The organism is Bacillus sp. NP157 (assembly GCA_018889975.1).
GTDB lineage: Bacteria > Pseudomonadota > Gammaproteobacteria > Xanthomonadales > Rhodanobacteraceae > Luteibacter.
In genome coordinates this window covers 1521649-1541186 of sequence record CP076546.1, presented here as the reverse complement: position 1 = coordinate 1541186, position 19538 = coordinate 1521649, and the positions used below count along the sequence as shown (strand labels likewise).

The window sequence follows — 19538 nt, the reverse complement described above, 5'->3', positions numbered from 1 at the left end:
GCGGGTTACTCCGGCCAGTAACGCATCGTGAAGTTGTCGAACAGGGCCGTGGCGGCCTGGCTGGTCGCGGGGCCCTCCTTGCGCAGGGTGATCGCACCGATGGGTGCGCCAAACTCGCGTGCCTGCAGGTTGACCCAGAGCCCGGCGACGCCCGTCTTCGGCGTCGAGTAGGCGACTTCGGCGAGTTCGTCGCCGGTTTCCCCGAACACCCCCACGTGCAGCACCGACCCCGCGGCACCGGGTCCGCCCGCGCCGTACCCGAACCGCACCGATTCGCACGGATGTTTGAGGTCCACGCGCATCGTCGCATTGGCCGACGCGGTGTAAATGAAGCGGCCGTCGTGGAAGGGCGCCATCGCTCCCTTGCCACCGCCGATCGACCAGTGGCCGGACAGGACGCTGAAGGTGAGGAACGGCCGCTGCATAGCCTCGAAACGCTCGCCGCTGGCATCGTTGAGGTCGTCGATGACGATGTCGGGTTGTGGCCTGAAGGGTTCGATGCTCAGGTCTAGCCACGCCGATTCGCAGGTCGTCGGCACGCTTTCACCAACGACAGGGATCTGGCCGGTAGCGCGCTTGCGCGTGACCCGATAGCCGATCCTCGCGTAGCCGCCAGCGATGCGCTTCACTTCGTGGGCAGGCACGGGGAAGCGCAGGTCGCCGCCATGGCCGGATGCCTCCCGGGCGAACGCTTTTTCGTTGACGAAGCTACGCGAGCCTATGATCGGGATGCCGAGCCAGAGCAACTCGCATTCGTCAGCGGGATCCATGTCCGGCCACGGCGGCACACGGACGCACACGCCGCCCGCGCCGTCGCTGGGATTGAGCGAGTTCCCGTTCGCGTGTTCAACCCACGGCGCGAGCAGCTCGGGATCGACTTCAATGGGCGTCATGTCAAGCATGATCGAGCGCAGCGCCGACACGAAGCGCTTGCCGTCGCGCATCACGTGCGCAGCGATGGTGTGCGGCCCGCGCATGGGAAGCACGTTCGAGGGGATGGAGAGGCAAACGCGGTCGGCATCGCGCTCCGCGACGTAATGGTAGATGCCGATCACCTTGGCCGGTCGACCCATCGTGAGGAACACCTGGTCACCGTCGACGAAGCCAGACCATGGGCCGACACGGACCAGGAAGTCGCCGGGGTTGCCAATAACGGATTCCGGTCCGAGGGTGGAAGCTCGCTCCATGGCAAAGACGGGCGCGGGGACGGGGGTATACAAGCGGTAGTCCAGGCCGTACATGGCTGGTGTTCTCCTTGGAAATTATCAGGGTGGGTTTCGGCGCGTGCCATCGCCTGGGACGCGCCGTCTTGCTTCAAGCCGTCAGCGCGGTGATGCACCAGGAACGCGCTGAGGGAAGGGGTTTGCCGATCGGGATCCAGATGTTCCGCTCGTGATCCATCCGGCCAATGCCCGAGGATCGACGAGCCTCACGTGCACCGGTCGTCGGATAGATCACGTAATGCTGGTTGCCGCCGGCACCGTCCGCCGTCCACGCAGGGGCCGGATCGATCTCGGGCGAACCGCCGTAGGCGGCGCGCATGGCATCCCATTCGCTCAGCGAAGGCACGCGTGCGCCACGGCCACGTGCCGCATTACCCGTGAACCCGAACGTCGTCGCTCCACCCATGTCGACCAGGTGGTACACGTTGCTCACCTCGACCGGATACGTCGCCGTGGCACCCTTGGCGTCGGTGACCGTGACGACGGCGGAACCGATCCTTGCCGACACGATGCGCCCGGTCGCCTCGTCGATGTCGACGGCGGCATTGGACGCCGTGTAACGGTACGGCGGCGTGCCACCCGTCGCTACCCGGGTCAGGAAACTGCCTTCGGTGGGCACGGTTACGGGCTTGTCCAGGCGGATGAGTAGTGCGGAGAGGGCCACGGGGGTTGAGTCGATGCTCAAGGGAGCCGACGCCTCCAGCACGTGGAATCCCACCCATGGCGAATGTTGCCGTGCAACAGGTTCGCTCCGAACTTCGGATCGATGAAGAGCGGGCGCACGCATGGTGATCGCATACCTGATCCGAACCGATCCGCCTGCCAGCCTGTCCACCTCGTCGGCCGGAACCGTAAACACCAGCACATCGTCGACACCCACGTCCTCGCCAGACAGCTGGGCCCGGTAATGAGTCAGGTGACCGTCTTTCTTCGTCCCGACCCACTCGAGGTCGCACGCATCGTCCGTTGAGAACCCAGGCCATGCGCTCACCGACACGTGGAGACCATGATTGGCCGCCGCGGGATCGATCAAATCTTCAACAGATTCCACGACGCGCGGCGGGGGCAACGGCCTCACTACGCCGCGGACTGCGATCTTTCGCCGCTGCGAGCGCAGCCAGTCACCTACGGGGAGAGAAATCTCATACGAGACCTCGGCAGAGGAGCCGGCTAGCGCGTCCACATGGATCCGCGGGACAACCACGTCGATCGTCTGGCCGGGGCGACCCACCGTCACGGCAGGTGCTGCGTAGTGAATGGACTTGCCTGCGCTGGTTACTCCTTCCCAGTGGGCGACGACGAAGCTGCCTGGCACGCCTGGGTGATTCTCAATGCGAACGGTGACGCCGTCGGAACCTTCAGACGGCGGCACGAGCTCGACGCCCAGATCATCCACGGTGCCGATGACCCAGGGTGACTGAGGCGCGCCTGGATCGTCGAGGGGGACAGTGATCGTGACCGGACGCGACCAGCACGACCAGTTTCCCGCGATATCGTGGATCTGGTACGCAACTGCAACGCTCCCGCCGCCCTCCGAGCGGATCGTCTCTTCGGGAATGTGGACAGAGGTCTCCTGTCCTACTTCGCTCGACTCGATCGTGGTGCGGCCGATCAATGCCTTGCCCCAGCGCACCGCAATACGGTCTCCCTCACTCATATTCTCGTAGGGAGCAAGGACTACGCTCACTGAGGACAGGTCTTGCGGCAGTTCGGGCGGGTTGATCGCGGCCGGCGTAAGTGCTGCATTCTCATACGGGTTGCCAGGTGTCGGGTGGACACCGCCGGGGACCTTGAACTTCACAAGCACGTCGACGGCCGGCGACACGACCTCGATATTCTTTCCTGCCGTGACTCGGGCCACCACAGGGTGCACACCTTCACCGAGCTCGACGATTCGACGCGCAAGCACTGGAACCTGTGCGGTAGCCTGTTGCTCTTTTGAGTATACGACTGCCGCGACGCTCGTCATTTCCTTGCCCCAGAGCACCTCGACCTGGTCTCCGCTTGCAAAATCAAGCCACGGTCCAACACTCACTACGACCACCGCGCCGGGATCGACGCCGACATCGGAATAGTCAATTGCACCATCGTGTAGCGCCGGAATAACGGGCGCCGGAGGCGCACTCGATGCTCGTTGATCTTTAACATCCATTTCGATATTTCCTTTTAGCTGTCGAGATTGCGAACGATTACGCGGTCAACTTCAGACTCGGTGCGTCCTACCTTGTTGGACACGCTGTAGACGGTTTCGGCGCGTCCATAGCGAATTGGCAAGAGGGAGGTACCAGCGCTTCCAACGGGCACATCGAAATAGACGAGCATTCCATCCTTGGGCCGCAGCATGTCTGCTCGTGCTTCGAGGTCGTCTTCCTTCACCATGTATGTGAGACTGAAGCGACCCACCTCTTGGCCGCCGTCAACGCCATCGAAGCCGGTGACATCAATGCTGACCAGATCACCGGGGAGCATGTTCGTATACGAATAGATGCGAATCCTATTTTCCGGATGCCTCAGGTGCGCTGACAACAGGATGTAGGAAGCGCCGCCGACCTCGTCGATGCCAGGGAGAACGAACTTCGATGGGCTGAGCGGCAGCCCATCTCCCGGTAGCATGTCCTGGGAATAAATCGAGACGTTCTGTGCACGAGAACGCACATTGATAGATACGCCTTCTTCTAAGCGTCTCTCAACTTGATAGGAAAGTGCTTTCTGTCCGCGGTAATCCCGCAAGTATCCCGGCGGGACATCGATCTCGAGTCGAGATGGATTTCCGCGAACGAGGACGGATAGACTTATCAGTTTCGTATCTACTTCCATCGTTACCCGATCACCATCAACGAGCCCAAGGCTAGTGTCTGGTGAGGTCGCGTGTTGGAGAATAATTTTGGCCGGATTGCCGAGGTCGTCTGGTTTGATGACGTTGTCCTCACCGCCTGCAGATCGGAGTAGCGGGACGACGAGTGCCTCATTCTCGGGCGTCGCAGGGTTCGGATCCTGTCCTCCTGGGAGCGAGAAGTTGAACGATGCCGTACTTGAAGGCCCCTTGCTCGCCACTCCGGTACGAATGAGGGCGTAATTAATGGGAGCATCGAATGGCATTCTCCCGTCCTGCGGAACCAGACTCCACGCATCGGCGTAGGTCAAAGAAATATCGCCAATCAGTCCCTTATCCGAGTCGGTCAGCTTGAGCGGGCCGGCCATGAACTGTTCCGTGCCGATCGAAAAGCCGACATAGTCGCCATCGCGCGACGGCGGATCGCACTGAGGAATGGCAATGTGCATTTGCGGACGAATGTCGTGATCAAGAACCACGCTGCCTTCCACTCGCTTGACGTCTGCCTTGTACATAACTCGCGGACCGTACTTCGCGTTCGATCGGACAGGTGTTCTTGGGGATGGCGCCGATACGTTATGCGCCCTGTCCGTCACTCGATAGAAGAAGTCGACAATACCGTCGTCCTCGACGCGCTCCAGGTCACTCAGTGTGAACATCGCAGTGATCTCCTGCGCATCCGTCATGACGTTGATAGGAGGGTGCGCAATTGCAAGACTTGAGTTACGCGAGCAATAGAAGATCTCAATGACGTCGCCAGCGGCCTGGTGACGATAGTCAGGAATTCGAACAGGAATTGATTGGTCAGGTCGCGACACGAGTTCGGCAGCGGAAATGCCGTCTCGTTCGATGTGTTCCTCGAAGATGATGCGCGGAAGCAAGGACCCGCCGCTCGGTTTGCGGTCGACAAGAACATTCACCGGCAAAGACTGAGCAGTGACGCTTGGAGACACGGTAACGATGTAGGAAATCGTGTGAAATCCATCGTCGAGAGACTTGAAGAAGGACGCGGGGACAACCAGTTGCATCGGGTTGGGGGTCGAGTCGATCAGGGTTTGGGCGGTGGCCGCGATAGGGATGTCGTTGACCGCGACGAGGAAAACGTCGCCGGCGCGAGGCAGGAATCCACCTTCCCCTCCCGTCGGAGCCAGCACCAACAGCCCGTCGGAAATTGCTTCGATTGGGAGCGTCCCGTCGTCGAGCATTTCAGGGATCGATGGCTCGACTGAGATGTCCACCTCAATGCGTGGCCTGCGCGACAAGCCGAGCCTTCCGGCACGAATGATCGATTCGAATCCAACGTTGCGTTCTTGCGTCGGCAGGCGCTTCGCGATGTGGGTCATGCTTTTTTCCTCCGTTGTTGTGGAGGAGAACAGTACGTCGCGCTCGACACGAAGCGAATCAGCGGACGGCTCTGTTTCTGCGCAGATACGTCCACTGATGACGTAGGCGCAGGACTACTCATGTAGGACAACCGTAAGAGGTCGGACGGGACTACCGCATAGTGGCCGATGGCCTACCCAAGCTTCGTCCTTACCCTACACGTCATGCCGGATGGGCGTGGTCGAATTCCGCTGCTTATGCGGTTGACCTGGACGACGGGTGATGCCACCCAGCGCCGGGGCGCGTGAGCGCTACGCAACTTACGGAAGAACGGATGAAAGAATTTTTTTTGAGAAGGTCGGCTATCGGTGCCGCGGTCGGGCTCGTACTCGGCATTCCGTCGGCATGGGCAGGCGAGGTCGCTCCCGGGAAGTGGCTCGTTGTCGAAGGTGCGAATACGGAACCGGAAACGTGGTTTGTTCGCGAAAAAGGGCGTTTGCACATCACGTCTTCGGCGAGAACACTTGCACTGATCACCCAAGATGCATCGCTGCAGGTGACTCAAGGATCCGTTGTTTCGGGCGTGGATAACGGTATCCGCGCATATGGCGCTTCGTCCGTTCTTGTCCAAGATGCTTCTGTCAGCGGGATCAATAATGGGATTGAAGTTGACGGCGATCAGTACTTTTCACCCGTGCTTCCAGGATCAGTAGCCCGGTTAGCGCACAGTTCCGTCTCCGGGGGTACTACGGGCGCGCACGTGCTTCGTGGCGGAACATTGGCGCTTTACGGATCGCAAGTGACCGCCACGGGATCCGATTCTTACGGAATCCTCCTGCGTGATGGGGAGCTTGATGTTGCAGCAGGGTCCGTTGTCGAAGGCGTAAGGGCTGGCGTGAAAATTGAGGCGATGCCTAGGTTTGGCAGCGGAACTTTGAGTAAGATCAATATTGAGTCTTCTACGATTCGGAGCCAGACTGGTCCCGCTATTGATATATCAGGATCTGGAGAGCGCACGATCAATGCAGACGTGGTTATAGGGGATAACGTTGCCATTGAGAGCGGAGCAGGCGTCGCGATACACGTTCGGGATCGAGCAATTGCTCGTGTTTCGATAGGTGAGTCGTACCTACGTGGTGACGTCCTCGCTGACCGTGGCTCTGACGCCTACCTCCGGGTCCGCAACAAGGGCGTCGTGGAGGGGCGTGTGGACGGCGCCATCCAGGCGGTGGTCGATGCCGGCGGTTTGATACACACGTCGGGTACGTCAGGTATCCGCTCGCTCGACCTGCGCGGTGGTACGATCGAAATTGGGCGCGTGGACGAGGCGCCATCTGCGCTGATCCTGCGTGAGAGCCTCACTTCGTCTGGTGGCCGTATTTTGCTTGCCGTGAGGAATGACCGCGGAGCGCCCGCGGCTAGTCAAGGCGCCGATTCCCTTCTGATCAAGGGCGATGTCGTTTCGCCCGAGACGCGGGTGTTGATTCGTTGGGTCGGTGATGGCCACAGCACGGATGCCAATGCCAACGGCATCGCGGATGCTAATGAAGGATATTCGGTCATCCAGGTGGGCGGGAATGCTTCGAAGGATTCCTTTCGACTCGAGGGTGAATATCTTGCTGTTGGACCGTACCAGTACGAGCTCAAGCCCTTTTCGCCTGGGGAAGTTGATCAAGGGGGGAACCGCCTGGGCGATACCCCTCTTGCCTGGGATTTTCGCCTCGCTACCAAAACAGTCTGTAAAGAAGGTTGCGGACCCGGCGGCGAGTCTGGGAGTGATGGTGCTTCGGGTAGCGGTGGGGATGGTGGCGTTTCCCGGTCTGCCGTCGCACCGCAGGTCGCACAGTATCTTTCTGGACCTGCCGCTGCGCTGGCCTATGGGAGGGTCCTCGATGGTGGTCTGACGGAACGCCTCAGCGAGGTTCGACGGGGGCAGGCGGATGGCGTTGCTGCCGGAGATCTGTTTGCGCACTACGTCGGTGCTCACGGCAGATACCGTTCGAACCTCTCCTTCAAGCAGTACGGATACGGCTTTGATCAGCGCATTGAGGCCATGCAAATCGGTGGATCAGTCCTTTCGCTGGACGGCGATAGTTCCTCGCTCAGGGCAGGCTGGAGCTGGGATCGCGGGTCTACGACGGTTTCGCCCTTTGCCGTGGACGGTAAAAGCATGTCGAGGTATCACGCTTACGGTTTCTCGACGTGGTTGACCTGGCTGCACAGCAATGGAGCCTGGGTCGAGGCCTTGGGTGGATCCCGGCGAATGGTCGGGTATGTTGATACTGCGGCGCGCGGGCGGCATGCAGCTAAGATCGTTACCCGTACCGGGTCGATGTCCCTTGCGATGGGCTGGCCTATTAGCCTCTCAGACGCGTATGTCCTGGAGCCTCGCATCGGCACGACGATCAGCCGACTGAACTCGCGTCAACGGCGCGATACGGATGGTCTGGTGGCTGACATGCGGCCAATGACGAACGTTGATATCACCTTTGGCGCACGATTGTCGGGTGATCTTTTCGAATCCATACGTCAGTTCGTTGCTATGGATGTGACGGTGGCCCGCAAGGGAGCGTCGTCATGGAGCATTAGAGGAGATGGACTGGCCAAGGTGGAATCGTTCGATTCCGGTCGCGTCGGTAGTGCTTATCGGCTGTCGACGGGCGCCTCAGCGCAAGTCGGGCGAAACACTCTGCTTTACGCGCAAGCCGAGTATCGGCACGGCTTAGGGGCGGCTGGCATGCGGTCCTTTGGCTTGACCGCGGGAATTCGTATTGCTTTTTGATTAATTCGGTCGGTGACGCCCGGCCCAATTGCGGCTGAGGCGTCTTCCAGTAGGGCACCCTTGACACGTCAATTGATGATCGCGTCGACCACGGGCGATCATCAATTGACTTCAGGAGACCAGCACGTCTCAGTCACTTCGATCGTTTGAAGTGCTTCGGATACTTGCAGATTACAAAACCACGTTGGCGCAGTCGCCACTTATGATGACAGCAACAAATACCGTGATGGTCGACATTTCGGGTTCATCGATCGTGTCTACGAAGCTCTGCTCCAGCGTCGCCGTAACCGACTCCTCACTAAGGTTGCCAGCCTTGTCGCGCACGCGGTAGTAGATGTCTACCGGACCATCTTCGCCAAGTTTTTCGAAATCCGAACGGGTGAGGTGGATCGTCATGGGGGTGCGATCCTCTCCGGCGGCGAACTCACACACGGGAATCTCATTCGCCTGGCCCTGGAGCCTCATGCGGACGCTGACGATGTCCAGGGGATCCAGGTCGCGGTAGTCCGCGATAACGCCCTCAAGTGCGCCACCCGGCAACGAAAACAGGGTGTCGAGGCACACGCCCTCTGCGTGAAAGCGTTGCGGGAACATGATGCGAGACAGCAGCCGCCCGCCGGCGGGCGTTCGGTCGATCCGGAAATGTGCATCTTCTGAGAACACCATGTCACCGAACGGGCGCGCGGACACCATGTAGCGAATGGAATGGACGACTCCTTCATCGAGACCGTCGATGAATTCGGCAGGGATGATGATCGGTACGTATTTATGGGTGGTGTCACTATAAACGGCGTGGCCGTTCGGGATCCGCTGCTCTCCGTAGTAGAGATCGAAATCAAACCCGGGATCCGTGTAGTTCTGACCGTCCTGATCCGTAATGATCGGCGCGTGCACAAGCAGTCCCTCAGTCATGAGGGTGTTGGGCACGACCAGGTCGGAGAACGCGTCTGGGATGATCGGAATCAGTCCCTTGACGACCTTGATCTCCGAGAGCGGAGGCATCTTCGTGTGCTCGTTCGGTTGGTCCTGACGGGCGGGCTCAACTGTCGAGTCAGCATTGGACATGGGTGAGTTCGAGGTTGCTTCGTTCATTTCGTGCTCCGGTTGAAGGAGCAGCAAATCTAAACATTTGCGCTTCTACCCAGAATCAGCGAACTGGCCATCGGACCGCCGGTTATCCACTCCGTCTTGGGTAGGCAATCGCCTAACAAGCGTAGGGCTTTTCTGAAGGAATTTCCCCGTAGCGGCCCTAGGGCGCTCGGGTAGGTGCATTGGAGGCGATCGCCCCACGGATGCAGGTTGCGCAGCTCACGACAACGCCCCTGCTACGCCACAACTATATGATAAATAGAGCTTTTGGTGTTTACGGGAGGTGGGGGCTTACAAACCTTTATGGGCGGCATGCCGCCGCATTCGAGGCATTCCCCGATTTTTCAGGGCTTCCTCGACGCCTAACCTGTGCCCTCACCACCAACACGCACAGAAGGAGTTGCCGTCGTGACGCAAGAAGAGAAACCGTCGGTCACCGATCGCGATCAGTCGTACGAGTACCTCATGTTGACCCAGTCCCCGCTGCGTAACGAGCGTGGCTGCCCCGTCGTGATGCAGAGCGAGCGCACCCATAAGCGTCGCCAGCATCTCTCGCGGATCGTGTTCCCGGATGCCATCGAGCAGGATGGCCTTTCGCTGGTGAGCCTGCTGGCCATGCCGTGTGCGGAGCTGGTTGGGATCATCCCCGCGTACAAGGGGCAGGCGAAGGACGACCACATCGTCCTGCTTGCTCGCCCGCGGGGCATGCGCCAGACCATTCGTATCGGCGTGCTGTCGCCCGGCGTGAGCGACATGCCGCTGACGGTGCGCTTTGGCCGCGATGTCTTCGAAAGCTTTCGTGAGAACGGTCGCGTGGAGATCTTCTACGAAGTGTGGGATGCCGATGGCGCTTCGAAGGGGCGTGCGCCTGTGACCACGGTGCATATGCTCATCAAGGATGCGCCTGCCGTGATGCCTGCGCCGGGCGTGCGCCTGGGCTGGACGAAGATCTCGCAGACGGACATCAGCCCCGAGTTGATCGTGACGATCCCGGCGACGACCCCGCCGTGCGTGACCGGCGACCGCATCCGCCTGCGTGTCGGTGACGTGTTCTCGGGCGAGGTGACCCTGCTGCGCACCGACGTCACGCAGGACCCCATGGTGCAACTGCTCGTGTCGTACGAGGACCTGATGGACATCCTCCGTGACCGCGGTTCCTGCACGTTCCCGCTCGAGGTGGCCTACGACGTCGAGCGGGAGGGCATCCTGAGCGTGTCCGACCCGGCGAACGTGATGTTCGATTTCCTGGAGTCCGAGGAGGACTTTCCGGACTCTGGCGTGCCGTCCTGACGGACGCCCGGCGGTACGCCGAGCTCGAAATTGCGGTAGAGGTTCGGGTTTCCCGTCATCCCGGCTTCGGCGGCCTTGGCGATGTTGTACATCTCGCGCGCTGTCACGTAGTGCAGCGCGTAGTCCTTGCCATCGTTGTAGCGCGACTCGAGATAGCTGTGCATCGCATCGACGGGCTGGCCTAGCAACGTGTCCATGTCCCGTTCCTGGGTGCCGTGGGTGTGGATCTTGATGAAGATCCACTCCGGGCGCCCCTCGACATGGATGGCGGTATCGACCCACTGGTCCACGCGGTCGCGCGTCGGCGGGCAGCCCTGGCGGATATCGGAGTTCTCGATGCGGGGGAGGATGCCGAAGCGGCGCTTCTTCCAGTTGAGCCCGAGGACACCCTGGATGATCAGCAGGTCGCCGCTGGGCTTGCCGCCGACGCGCATGCGCACGCCGGTGTCGTGGCCCTTCGGCTTACCGGGGTTGTCGGCCGCGTAGTAGATCGCGTTGGACATCCTCGTCTGGGTATCGCTGGGTGCCGAGGGCAGCGTGAAGTCGGCATAGCAGCCAAGCTCGCGGAGCAGCACCAGCTCGTTGTTGATACCGCACCACTTTCCGTCCGGCCGGCTGTTGGCCAGGCACCAGTTGCCGTGGATGAAGGCGAACTTCAGCTGCCCGGTGACCGGGTCGCGCGGGAGGGCCCCGTGGCGCTCGTGCAACAGCGTGTTGAACCGGTCGATGGTGGCCGTGAAGTTTTCGGCGGTGTCGTCGTCGTGGTGCAGGTGGATTTCGATCTCGCCGTAACCGTCCGCACAGAGGCTGGCCAGCTTGTCCAGGTGTTCCTCGACGTATTCCTCTTCGGGGTAGAAGAAGCTGTGCTGGGGCGGGCGACCGTCGGCGTCACGATGGCGACCGGCCAGTTCGCGGTAATCCTTGCACCAGCGGTTGACGCGTTGGCGCTGGCGATCCAGGTCGACCCGGCCCCAGTTGGGTTCGAAATGGTCGACGAAGCAGAACACGATATGCCGGGTCCCCTCGGCCTTCGGCGCCTTGCGTCGGGTGAGGTAGCCCCACAGCCAGTACTGCATGTTGCGCGCGCGGATGGCCACCGTGACGGCGGCTGCGAACAGGACGACCAGTCCGAGGAAGACGGCGAGGATGATCATGCGGAAACTCCGGCCGTGGCTTTCGACGCCTTGTCGGCGGCTGTAACGTTCCTGGGCGTGGCCAGGCCGGCGTCGCGCGTCGGCACCAGGGTCAGCAGGTCTTCCGCGTTATTGCGCCACTGGCGCTCGCGGACGATGTACTCGCGGGCGGCGGCGCCGATACGACGGCACTCGTCACCGCGATCGGCCAGATCGAGCACCCGCTGCACGCACGCCGCGGCGTCGCCACGGGGGAACAGCCAGCCGGTGACACCGTCGGTGATCACTTCGGCACACGGCGCGTAATCCGGCGAGACCACGGCGACCCCCATGCACATCTGCTCGAAAAGTTTCATGGGCGACCCGTATTCGTTCGAGTCCGGCAACACCGCGTAATCCATGCAGGCGATCCAGCTGGCGATCTCGGTGTGCGGCACGCGGCCGGGCAGGAGGATCCGGTCGGCCAGCCCCAGGTCGGCGACCCGCTCGCGGATGGCGGGCAACATCCGGCCGTCGCCCACGAAGAGCAGGGCCAGCGACGGGGCCTCGTCCAGCCGCGTCGCCACCGACTCGATGAACTTGTCCACGCCGTGCCAGGGAGCGAAGGCACCCATGTGGCCGCAGACGGTGCGTCCGGTGAGGCCGCGGGCCGCACGCAGGGCATCCCGGTCAAAGTCACCGGGTTCGAAGCTCGCCACGTCGACCGCATTCGGGGACACCACGGAGGGCGCGATGTCGCCGTAAGCCTCGCGCGCATGGTCGCGAAAATACGTGGAGATGAAGACGAGTCCCGTAGCCTGGCGGAAACACCACGCCTCGACGCGCCGGGCCAGCGCCTTCATCGTGAGCGGGCGCACGCGCTGCACCAGCGCCGAGTCATTGATCTCCAGCACGATGGGGATGCCGCGACGGCGGGCCATCCAGACGGTGGCGAAGAGAAACAGCGAGTAGCGTTCGTAGATCAGGTCGGGTGCGACGCGAAGCGTCCGCGACATGCGGAACTGGGTGACGAGGTTATAGGCGATCTCGAAGAGTTCGAAGACCACGCCGGGAAGGCGGGTCACCACGCCGGCAAGGCGGCCCTTGCGCGGCGCCGCTCCGGTCGCCTCGGGCACTTCGTGCTCGGGATCCGCCCCGGGGAACGACATCACCGTGACCGAGTGGCCGAGCGCGCGCAGGGCGTTGACGATCCCACGGATATGCACGCCTTCGACGTGCCGGCCGCGAGTGCGGTGATGGTAGAGGATGTTCACGCGTGGGTCCCCGGCAGGGCGTCGAAGCGCATGCCGCCGGCCAGCCACTCGGGCAGCATCACGTCCAGGGCCTCGGCGGCCTTGTCGCTGTCGTCGTGCATCAGCACGATGTCACCCGCCGCGGGCGGATCGGTGCGGAGCCGGTCGATCAGCCGTTCGACCGGCTGGTCCTGGTAATCCATGCTGTCGTACGACCAGTAGACGAAGCTGCGCTTGCGCCGGGCGAAGTGCAGCAACAGCTGCGCACCCACGTAGCCATGCGGCGGACGCATCCGGTGGTGGTTGCGATCGTCGAACAGGCGCAGCAGGGCGTCGGTGCGATACACCTCGTCCAGCTGCTCGCGCAGGTTCATGTTGCGGAACGACCAGTGGCTATAGGAGTGGTTGCCGATCATGTGCCCCTCGGCCACGATCCGCTGGACGATCTCCGGGTACTGCTCGATCTTCTCGCCGACGAGGAAGAAGCTGGCCTTCACGCCATGCCGGGCGAGCACGTCCAGCAGTTTCGGCGTATGGCCCGGCTCCGGGCCATCGTCGAAGCTGAGATAGCAGCGATGGTCGTCGCGCGCCCGCGTCATCAGCAGGCGTTCGGGCAGCAGGCCCAGCAGTTCGTGCTTCTTCGGTCGGCGGATCATGCGTTGGCACTCACGTGGGCCGGGGCTCCGGCGGCAACCCGGCCGAGCATCCGCTCCAGCCGGTCGATGTTGTCTTCCCAGCGGAAGCTGGTGGCATGCGCGGCGATGGCCTCGGCGTCGACGTGGCGGTCGAGCATGTCGGCCAGCGCGCGGGCGAGGAGGTCGGGGTGGTGGGCCGGCACGAGGATCCCGGCGAAGGTGGGCACCACTTCGGGGATGCCGCCGACCGAGGTCGCGACCACGGGCGTACCGCAGGCCATGGCTTCCAGCACCACGTTCGGCACGCCTTCGTTATGGCTGGGCAGGCACAGCAGGTCGGCGGCGCGGAACCAGTCAGGCAGGGCGGCATGGCCGACCGGGCCGGCGAAGTGCACGGCCGATGCGCAACACAGGGAAGCCGCACGGTCTTCCAGGGTCGTGAAGTCCGGGCCATCGCCGACGAAGTACAGCCGCGCATCGCGACGCTGCTTCGCCAGTGACGGGAAGGCGTCGATCAGGTCCATGCAGCCCTTGCTCACCTTCAGGTTGCCGACGTACAGCACCAGCGGCACGTCGAGCGGCAGGCCCAGCCGTTCGCGGGCGGCCGCACGGTTGCCACGGCGGAACAGCTTACCGTCGACGCCGTTGTAGACCGTCTCGACGGCATCCGGGCGTGCGCCAATGTCGATGGCTTTCTGTGCCAGCGCCTTGCTCACCGCCAGCACCGCACCCGCACCGCGCAGCGAGTGGCGGATCTGCATCCGCCGCAGCCGCGCGTTCGCCTGCACGTTGAGGTCGCTGCCGTGCACCTTCACTGCGTACGGCACGCCCAGCAGGCGCGCGATCCACGCCGCGGCCACGCCATCCGGAAACGCCCAGCTGCCGAGCACCACGTCGTAATTGGCGCGGCGCAGTTCGCGGCCGCGCTGCCACATCACGCAGGCGACGTAGCACAAGGCATTGAGGAAGCGGCCGATACCCGGCGGATGGTAAAAGGTGAAGTGGTCGCGTTTGACGTTCGGCACATGCACCTGGCCCTTCGCCCCGGCCATCCGCTCGCGGAAATCCACGGCGGTGAGCACGTCCACGTCGTGGCGCTCGCCCAGCCGCTGGAACTGCTGGCGATTGAACGCCCCACGGCGCGGATCCCACGGCGTGGGAAACAGGTTGGTGAGCACCAGGATCTTCATGCCGGCGCGTCCATGTGCCCGAAATACAGCCGCGTATAACGCGCGGCCATGGCCTGCAGCGAGCCGTGCTGTTCGACCCAGCTGCGCGCGGCGCGACCGAAGGCCGAGGCCTGCTGCGAGGCGTGCAACATCTCGAGCATCGCATCGGCCAGCGCCGGCGCGTCGCAGGCGGGCACCAGACGGCCGGTGGCCTGGTCGCGCACGATCTCGGCATTGCCGCCGACGTCGGTGGCGACGATCGGCAGGCCGGTCGCGCAGGCTTCGAGCAGCGCCATCGAATAGCCTTCGGTGACCGACGACAGCACGAACAGGTCGAGCCCCTGCAGGAGCTCGCGCACGTCACTGCGATCGCCGAGGAAGTGCACGCAGCCGGCGATGCCTTCGTCGAAGGCACACGCACGCAGGGTCTCGCGCAACTCGCCGTCGCCGATCAGCACGAGCACGGTGTCGCGCCGGTGGTGGCGTACCGCACGGAACGCGCGGATCAGGCTGGCCTGGTCCTTCGCCCAGTTGAGCCGGCCCACGGTGCCGATGATCCGCGTGCGCGGGGGCACGTTGATGATCCGCGCGAGCCGCTCATGCATGGTGTCGGACGCGACGTCGAAGCCGTCCAGATGGATCCCGTTGGGCACCACGCAGCACTTGCGCGCCTGGAACATGCCGCGATCCACCGCGTCGCGCCGGGCCGCTTCGCACACGGCGACCACGGTATCGGTCGCCGCCATCGAGCGGCGGAACAGCCACTCGCGGCGACCTGGCTTGCGCGTGGCGCCCATGCCGTGGCGGGTGTTGACCACCTGGCGGATGCCCAGCCCCGCCGTGGCGAGCACGGCCTGGTAGTGCGCCACCGCGTTATGCGTATGCAGCACCTCGGTGCGATGTCCGGCGATGTACCCACGTGCGCGACCGATCGCACGCAGGTCGAAGCCGGTGCGCTTCTCGCAGGCGCGCACAGGGATGCCCTTGATCTCGAGCTCGGTCGCCATGGCGCCGCGCTCGAACAGGCAGACCACCTGCACCTTGTGACCTTCGCGGAACTGCTGGGTCACCAGGTCGATGACCATCCGCTCCAGGCCGCCGCGATTCAGGTTTTCGACCACATGGGTGATGTTCACGACGACAGCTCCGAGACGGTGACGCGGAGCTTGCCGCTCCGGGTGAGGGGGATGTCGTCGACGAAGTGGCAGTGCAGTCGTGCACTGTCGCCGAGTACCTTGGAAACTTCGCGCTGGATGTAGGCAAGCGACGCGTCGTCGAAGCCTTCGCCGCGGACGATCGACAGGTCGAGCCGGTCCAGTTCTTTCTGCACGAGCTGGAAGCGAGCCAGCCCGGGCACGTCCTTCAGCATGTGCGGGAAGAACTCGCCGGGCAGCACGTGGCCGGCCGGCGTGCGGATCGCGTCGAGCTTGCGGCCGTCGACGCTGGCCAGCAGCGGCAGGCCGCGGCCACAGGCGCAGCGGCCGTGGCCGTGCGTGGCCATGTCGCCGTTGACGTAACGGATGAACGGCATGCCGCGGTTGGACAGGTCGGTGATGGCCACTTCGCCGCTGCCCTTGTGGGTCGGCTGGCCATCGACGCCGAGCGTCTCGACCAGCAGGTGGTCGGCGTTCACGTGCAGGCCGTCGCGGTGTTCGCATTCGGACGCGATCAGCATGAACTCGCGGCATCCATACGTGTTGAAGGCCGGCGCGCCGAAGGCCTTCTCGATCAGTTCGCGCTGGAACGGATGCAGGGCTTCGGCGGCGCCGATGATCGATACGGGGCGAGCCACGCGACGGCCCTCGGCCAGCAGGTACTGGGCGAGGCGAACCAGCGGGCCAACGTAGGCGACGATCACTTCCGGGCGGTAGCGGTCGATCGCATCGGCGTAGGAAGCCAGGTTGCCTTCGGTCATCGCGAAGCTGTTGAGCAGCTTGCGCGCGAACACCGCGTTGTAGACGCGATCCTTGAACCGATGCGCCGCGGTCGGCTCGCCCACGGCACCGCCCCACAGGAACAGCGTCCGCCGGCCCATGCGCGAGCCGGCCCAGCCGTAGCCGCGCCACATCACCGCCACACGGCGATCGTTGCTTTCCCGGGTGTAACCGAAGCGCAGCGGTTCACCCGTCGAACCGCCGGTCGCCTTGTAGGCCAGGCTGTCTTTCAGCGACGTCGCCTTCAGCGCCTCGGCGTGCTGGCGGATGTCGGCCTTGGTCAGCAGGGGCAGCAGGGCGATGTCGGACGGCTCGCGGATATCGGCCGGTGACAGGCCCATCGCCGCCCAGCGGTCGCGGTAGAACGGCACTTCCCGCTGGCACCAGTCGAGCAGGCGCTTGACGCGCTTGAACTGGAGCTGGGCGATCTCGTCGGCGGACAGCCACTGCGTGCGTGCGTACTCACGCAGGTAACGTGGGGTGTCGCGCCGGCGCAGCCCACCTTCGTAGGCCGGCCAAAGCACGTTGCGCAGCAGGGGCGCGTAGAGGCTCATTGGGTGCGCAGCAGGACGGCAACCAGCACGAACAGGCCGGCGACGCTGCAGAACGCCGCCGGTACCCAACGCCAGCCATCCGTGGACAGGTGGAAGGCGCGCAGTTCGGGCCAGCGCTGTTTGGCGCCGACGTAGTGGCCGGCGACCATGGCGGCGATCAGGTACAGCACCACCATGTAGCTGCGGCTGAGGAAAAACGCCGCGGCGAACAGGCCACAGAGCGAAAGCAGCAGGGTCAGGGCCAGTTGCCGTTCCATCGCCCATTCCGCCTCGCGCCCCGTATCGTTGTCGGCAGTATGCGGATGCCGGACGATCGTCAACATCATCCAGAAGCCATAGCCTACAAAGGCGAGCCAGAGGACGAAGCCCGCGAAGCCGGTCTCGGCCAGCACCAGGACGAACGAGTTATGCGCGGTGAGCTCGTTGTACTCGGTGAAATTGCCCGGGCCCACGCCAAACAGCGGGCTGTCGCGGAACATTTCCAGGCCCGCGTACCAGGCGTCGACACGGCCGGCGGCCGACTCCTCGCCGGCGTCCAGCTCGTCCATGCGCGAAGAAAGCAGCTTCATGGCGGCCAGGCCGATCACGCCGAGCACGCCGGCCACGGCGATGCCCTTGCGGTACCAGATGTAGCAGCCGGCTACGACCAGCACCGCCAGCATGGCGCCGCGCGAGTTGGTCAGGTAGGTGCCGTAGACCAGCAGCAGGGCGCCGCTGAGCCACAGCCAGCGTCCCGGGGCGCCGCGGCGGCCGAGGAACATCGCCATCGGCAGGGTGGCGGCGAACAGCAGGCCAAGGTCGTTGGGATCGTTGAAGATGCCCACGTACTGGATGCGGTTGCCTTCGCCGATCGGGATGCCGGTCCAGCCCATGCCGGTCTTGGCCTGCTCGACGCCGTGCAGGGCCAGCACGACGGCACAGGCCACCATCACCGCCATGGCCACGCGCACGCGCCGCTGGGTGGTGCAGGCGGCGCCGAGGATGAAGAAGGCGATCACCACCGGGCCGAAGTGGGCCAGTTCGTCGAGGGCGCCGCCGGTCCAGCCGTTGGCCACCTGCGAGACCATCAGCACGGCAAGGAAGGCCGGCAGGATCACGAACTGCGGCGCGGCGAAGGTTTTCTCCCGCGACGGCAGCCAGGCCAGGAAGGCGAGGCCGAGCACGGCCGGGAGGATCGGCACGGTATCCAGGCCGGGGATGTAATCCTGCGGCCGGATGATCGTGAGGACGACGTACAGGAGGATCAGGGGGAACATGCCTGCTCCTGCGGTCCCTGTGCTTCGTGGGCCGCGGTGGGGTAGCTCATCAGGCGTGGCAGGGCCAGCATGGCGGCGAACCAGCCCGGGCCCATGTTCGCTTCCACCGGCAGCCGGTACAGCGAATAACGGTTGACCGAGGGCTCGGGATTGGTCCCGCACACGTAGCTGCAGGCAAGCTGGAAGCCGGCGTTGCGCGTCGCGGCGATCACCGCCTCGTTGTAGGCGCGGTCGCCGCCGACCGGGTAGGACATCAGCAGTGCCGGATTGCGCAGCTCACGGTCGAGCGTGCGCTTGGACTCGAGGATCTCCGCTTCCATGTCGGCGAGTGGAAGGCGGGCGAGCATCCGGTGGTGCACGCCATGCGAGCCGAACTCCATGCCCGCCGATTCCATCTCGCGGGCCTGGTCCCAGGTCATCGGGCGGCAGTCGATCGGGCGGGCGCCGGCGGACGGCATGTTCCATTCCACTTCCAGGCGCTCGGTCATCGCGCTCTGGCCGTGGGCGTCCAGCCACTTCATGCGCAGCAGCACGTTGCCCGCGATGCGCCGGCGCAGGGCGCGTTCGGCGGGCAGCGCGATGTCGATGCCCAGTTCGGGCAAGAGCAACCGCGGCGCACGCGTCACCAGGATCATGTGCACCAGCCAGTCGTAGGAATACGGCCGGCCGCTGTCGATATGCCCGGTGGAGACGAAGAACGTGGCCGGCACGCCGACCTCGTCGAGGATCGGCGCGGCGATCCGATAGTTGTCGTCGTAGCCGTCGTCGAAGGTCACCGCCACCGTGTCGGGCGGCAGGGCTTCGCCGGCGTCGAGCGCAGCGACCACGTCGGTCAGCCGCATCGGCCGGAAGTAGCGCTTCAGCCTGCGCATCTGGTCGCGGAACTCGTCCGGCGGCGTGCTGATCAGCTCCATGTCGAACTCGTAGGTATCCGGGTCCGGCAACGGCATCACGCGGTGGTAGGCGAGGATGCGCAGGTCGCGCTGCCACCACGCCCGCACCCGCTGCAGGGAATGCAGCAGGCCGCTGGAATAGCACAGCTCGCCGAGCCGGCCACGAATGCCTGGGGCGCCACGTTGGTTCAT

The 19538-nt window shown here is 63.9% G+C and carries 14 protein-coding genes; 2 read left to right on the top strand and 12 right to left on the bottom strand.

Annotated elements, in window-relative coordinates; translation table 11 throughout:
* Positions 1-5: 5 nt before the first annotated feature.
* From KPL74_06840 to KPL74_06830, 3 genes are all read right to left on the bottom strand, one after another.
* Positions 6-1241: a hypothetical protein gene (locus KPL74_06840; protein QWT21717.1), complete on the bottom strand. Its 1236-nt coding sequence runs from the start codon at positions 1239-1241 to the stop codon at positions 6-8.
* 73 nt (positions 1242-1314) lie between these two features.
* On the bottom strand, positions 1315-3375 hold the full coding sequence (locus KPL74_06835; GenBank protein ID QWT21716.1) for a hypothetical protein: 2061 nt from the start codon (positions 3373-3375) through the stop codon (positions 1315-1317).
* A gap of 14 nt (positions 3376-3389) precedes the next feature.
* On the bottom strand, positions 3390-5399 hold the full coding sequence (locus KPL74_06830) for a hypothetical protein (protein ID QWT21715.1): 2010 nt from the start codon (positions 5397-5399) through the stop codon (positions 3390-3392).
* A 314-nt stretch (positions 5400-5713) separates the two neighbouring features.
* Here KPL74_06830 and KPL74_06825 point away from each other — a divergent pair, with 314 nt between their 5' ends.
* Positions 5714-8161, top strand: a complete 2448-nt coding sequence (locus KPL74_06825) for a hypothetical protein (protein ID QWT21714.1) — start codon at positions 5714-5716, stop codon at positions 8159-8161.
* Positions 8162-8332: 171 nt separating this feature from the next.
* Here the strand turns inward: KPL74_06825 and KPL74_06820 are convergent, their stop codons facing one another.
* A complete protein-coding gene (locus tag KPL74_06820; protein QWT21713.1) occupies positions 8333-9253 on the bottom strand; it encodes a hypothetical protein in 921 nt (306 codons plus the stop codon).
* A gap of 405 nt (positions 9254-9658) precedes the next feature.
* Here KPL74_06820 and KPL74_06815 point away from each other — a divergent pair, with 405 nt between their 5' ends.
* Positions 9659-10540, top strand: a complete 882-nt coding sequence (locus KPL74_06815) for a hypothetical protein (GenBank protein ID QWT21712.1) — start codon at positions 9659-9661, stop codon at positions 10538-10540.
* Here KPL74_06815 and KPL74_06810 read toward each other — a convergent pair.
* From KPL74_06810 to KPL74_06775, 8 genes are read right to left on the bottom strand one after another with little or no spacing between them, the layout of a single operon-like run.
* Positions 10432-11694, bottom strand: coding sequence for a hypothetical protein (locus tag KPL74_06810; GenBank protein QWT21711.1), 1263 nt, complete (start codon positions 11692-11694; stop codon positions 10432-10434). The two genes, KPL74_06815 and KPL74_06810, sit on opposite strands and share 109 nt — an antisense overlap.
* On the bottom strand, positions 11691-12926 hold the full coding sequence (locus KPL74_06805) for a glycosyltransferase (protein QWT21710.1): 1236 nt from the start codon (positions 12924-12926) through the stop codon (positions 11691-11693). The genes KPL74_06810 and KPL74_06805 overlap by 4 nt, the downstream gene beginning before the upstream one ends.
* Positions 12923-13561, bottom strand: a complete 639-nt coding sequence (locus tag KPL74_06800) for a polysaccharide deacetylase family protein (protein QWT21709.1) — start codon at positions 13559-13561, stop codon at positions 12923-12925. Before KPL74_06800 ends, KPL74_06805 begins: the two co-directional genes overlap by 4 nt.
* Entirely contained in the window at positions 13558-14730 is a 1173-nt protein-coding gene (locus KPL74_06795) for a glycosyltransferase family 4 protein (protein QWT21708.1), read from the bottom strand. The genes KPL74_06800 and KPL74_06795 overlap by 4 nt, the downstream gene beginning before the upstream one ends.
* Positions 14727-15845 carry a glycosyltransferase gene (locus KPL74_06790; protein QWT21707.1) on the bottom strand — a complete coding sequence of 373 codons (1119 nt, stop codon included), beginning with the start codon at positions 15843-15845 and terminating at the stop codon, positions 14727-14729. The genes KPL74_06795 and KPL74_06790 overlap by 4 nt, the downstream gene beginning before the upstream one ends.
* Positions 15842-17197: a hypothetical protein gene (locus KPL74_06785; protein ID QWT21706.1), complete on the bottom strand. Its 1356-nt coding sequence runs from the start codon at positions 17195-17197 to the stop codon at positions 15842-15844. The genes KPL74_06790 and KPL74_06785 overlap by 4 nt, the downstream gene beginning before the upstream one ends.
* Positions 17194-18453 (bottom strand): O-antigen ligase family protein, encoded by a 1260-nt coding sequence (locus tag KPL74_06780; GenBank protein ID QWT21705.1) that lies wholly within the window; start codon positions 18451-18453, stop codon positions 17194-17196. The genes KPL74_06785 and KPL74_06780 overlap by 4 nt, the downstream gene beginning before the upstream one ends.
* On the bottom strand, positions 18441-19538 hold the full coding sequence (locus KPL74_06775; GenBank protein ID QWT21704.1) for a polysaccharide deacetylase family protein: 1098 nt from the start codon (positions 19536-19538) through the stop codon (positions 18441-18443). The genes KPL74_06780 and KPL74_06775 overlap by 13 nt, the downstream gene beginning before the upstream one ends.

What these genes read in the sequence shown, in the direction of transcription:
- KPL74_06840 (QWT21717.1), bottom strand. Translation starts at nt 1,241, where the DNA reads ATGTACGGCCTGGACTACCGCTTGTATACCCCCGTCCCCGCGCCCGTC.
- KPL74_06835 (QWT21716.1), bottom strand. Translation starts at nt 3,375, where the DNA reads ATGGATGTTAAAGATCAACGAGCATCGAGTGCGCCTCCGGCGCCCGTT.
- KPL74_06830 (QWT21715.1), bottom strand. Translation starts at nt 5,399, where the DNA reads ATGACCCACATCGCGAAGCGCCTGCCGACGCAAGAACGCAACGTTGGA.
- KPL74_06825 (QWT21714.1), top strand. Translation starts at nt 5,714, where the DNA reads ATGAAAGAATTTTTTTTGAGAAGGTCGGCTATCGGTGCCGCGGTCGGG.
- KPL74_06820 (QWT21713.1), bottom strand. Translation starts at nt 9,253, where the DNA reads ATGAACGAAGCAACCTCGAACTCACCCATGTCCAATGCTGACTCGACA.
- KPL74_06810 (QWT21711.1), bottom strand. Translation starts at nt 11,694, where the DNA reads ATGATCATCCTCGCCGTCTTCCTCGGACTGGTCGTCCTGTTCGCAGCC.
- KPL74_06800 (QWT21709.1), bottom strand. Translation starts at nt 13,561, where the DNA reads ATGATCCGCCGACCGAAGAAGCACGAACTGCTGGGCCTGCTGCCCGAA.
- KPL74_06795 (QWT21708.1), bottom strand. Translation starts at nt 14,730, where the DNA reads ATGAAGATCCTGGTGCTCACCAACCTGTTTCCCACGCCGTGGGATCCG.
- KPL74_06785 (QWT21706.1), bottom strand. Translation starts at nt 17,197, where the DNA reads ATGAGCCTCTACGCGCCCCTGCTGCGCAACGTGCTTTGGCCGGCCTAC.
- KPL74_06780 (QWT21705.1), bottom strand. Translation starts at nt 18,453, where the DNA reads ATGTTCCCCCTGATCCTCCTGTACGTCGTCCTCACGATCATCCGGCCG.
- KPL74_06775 (QWT21704.1), bottom strand. Translation starts at nt 19,538, where the DNA reads ATGAACCAACGTGGCGCCCCAGGCATTCGTGGCCGGCTCGGCGAGCTG.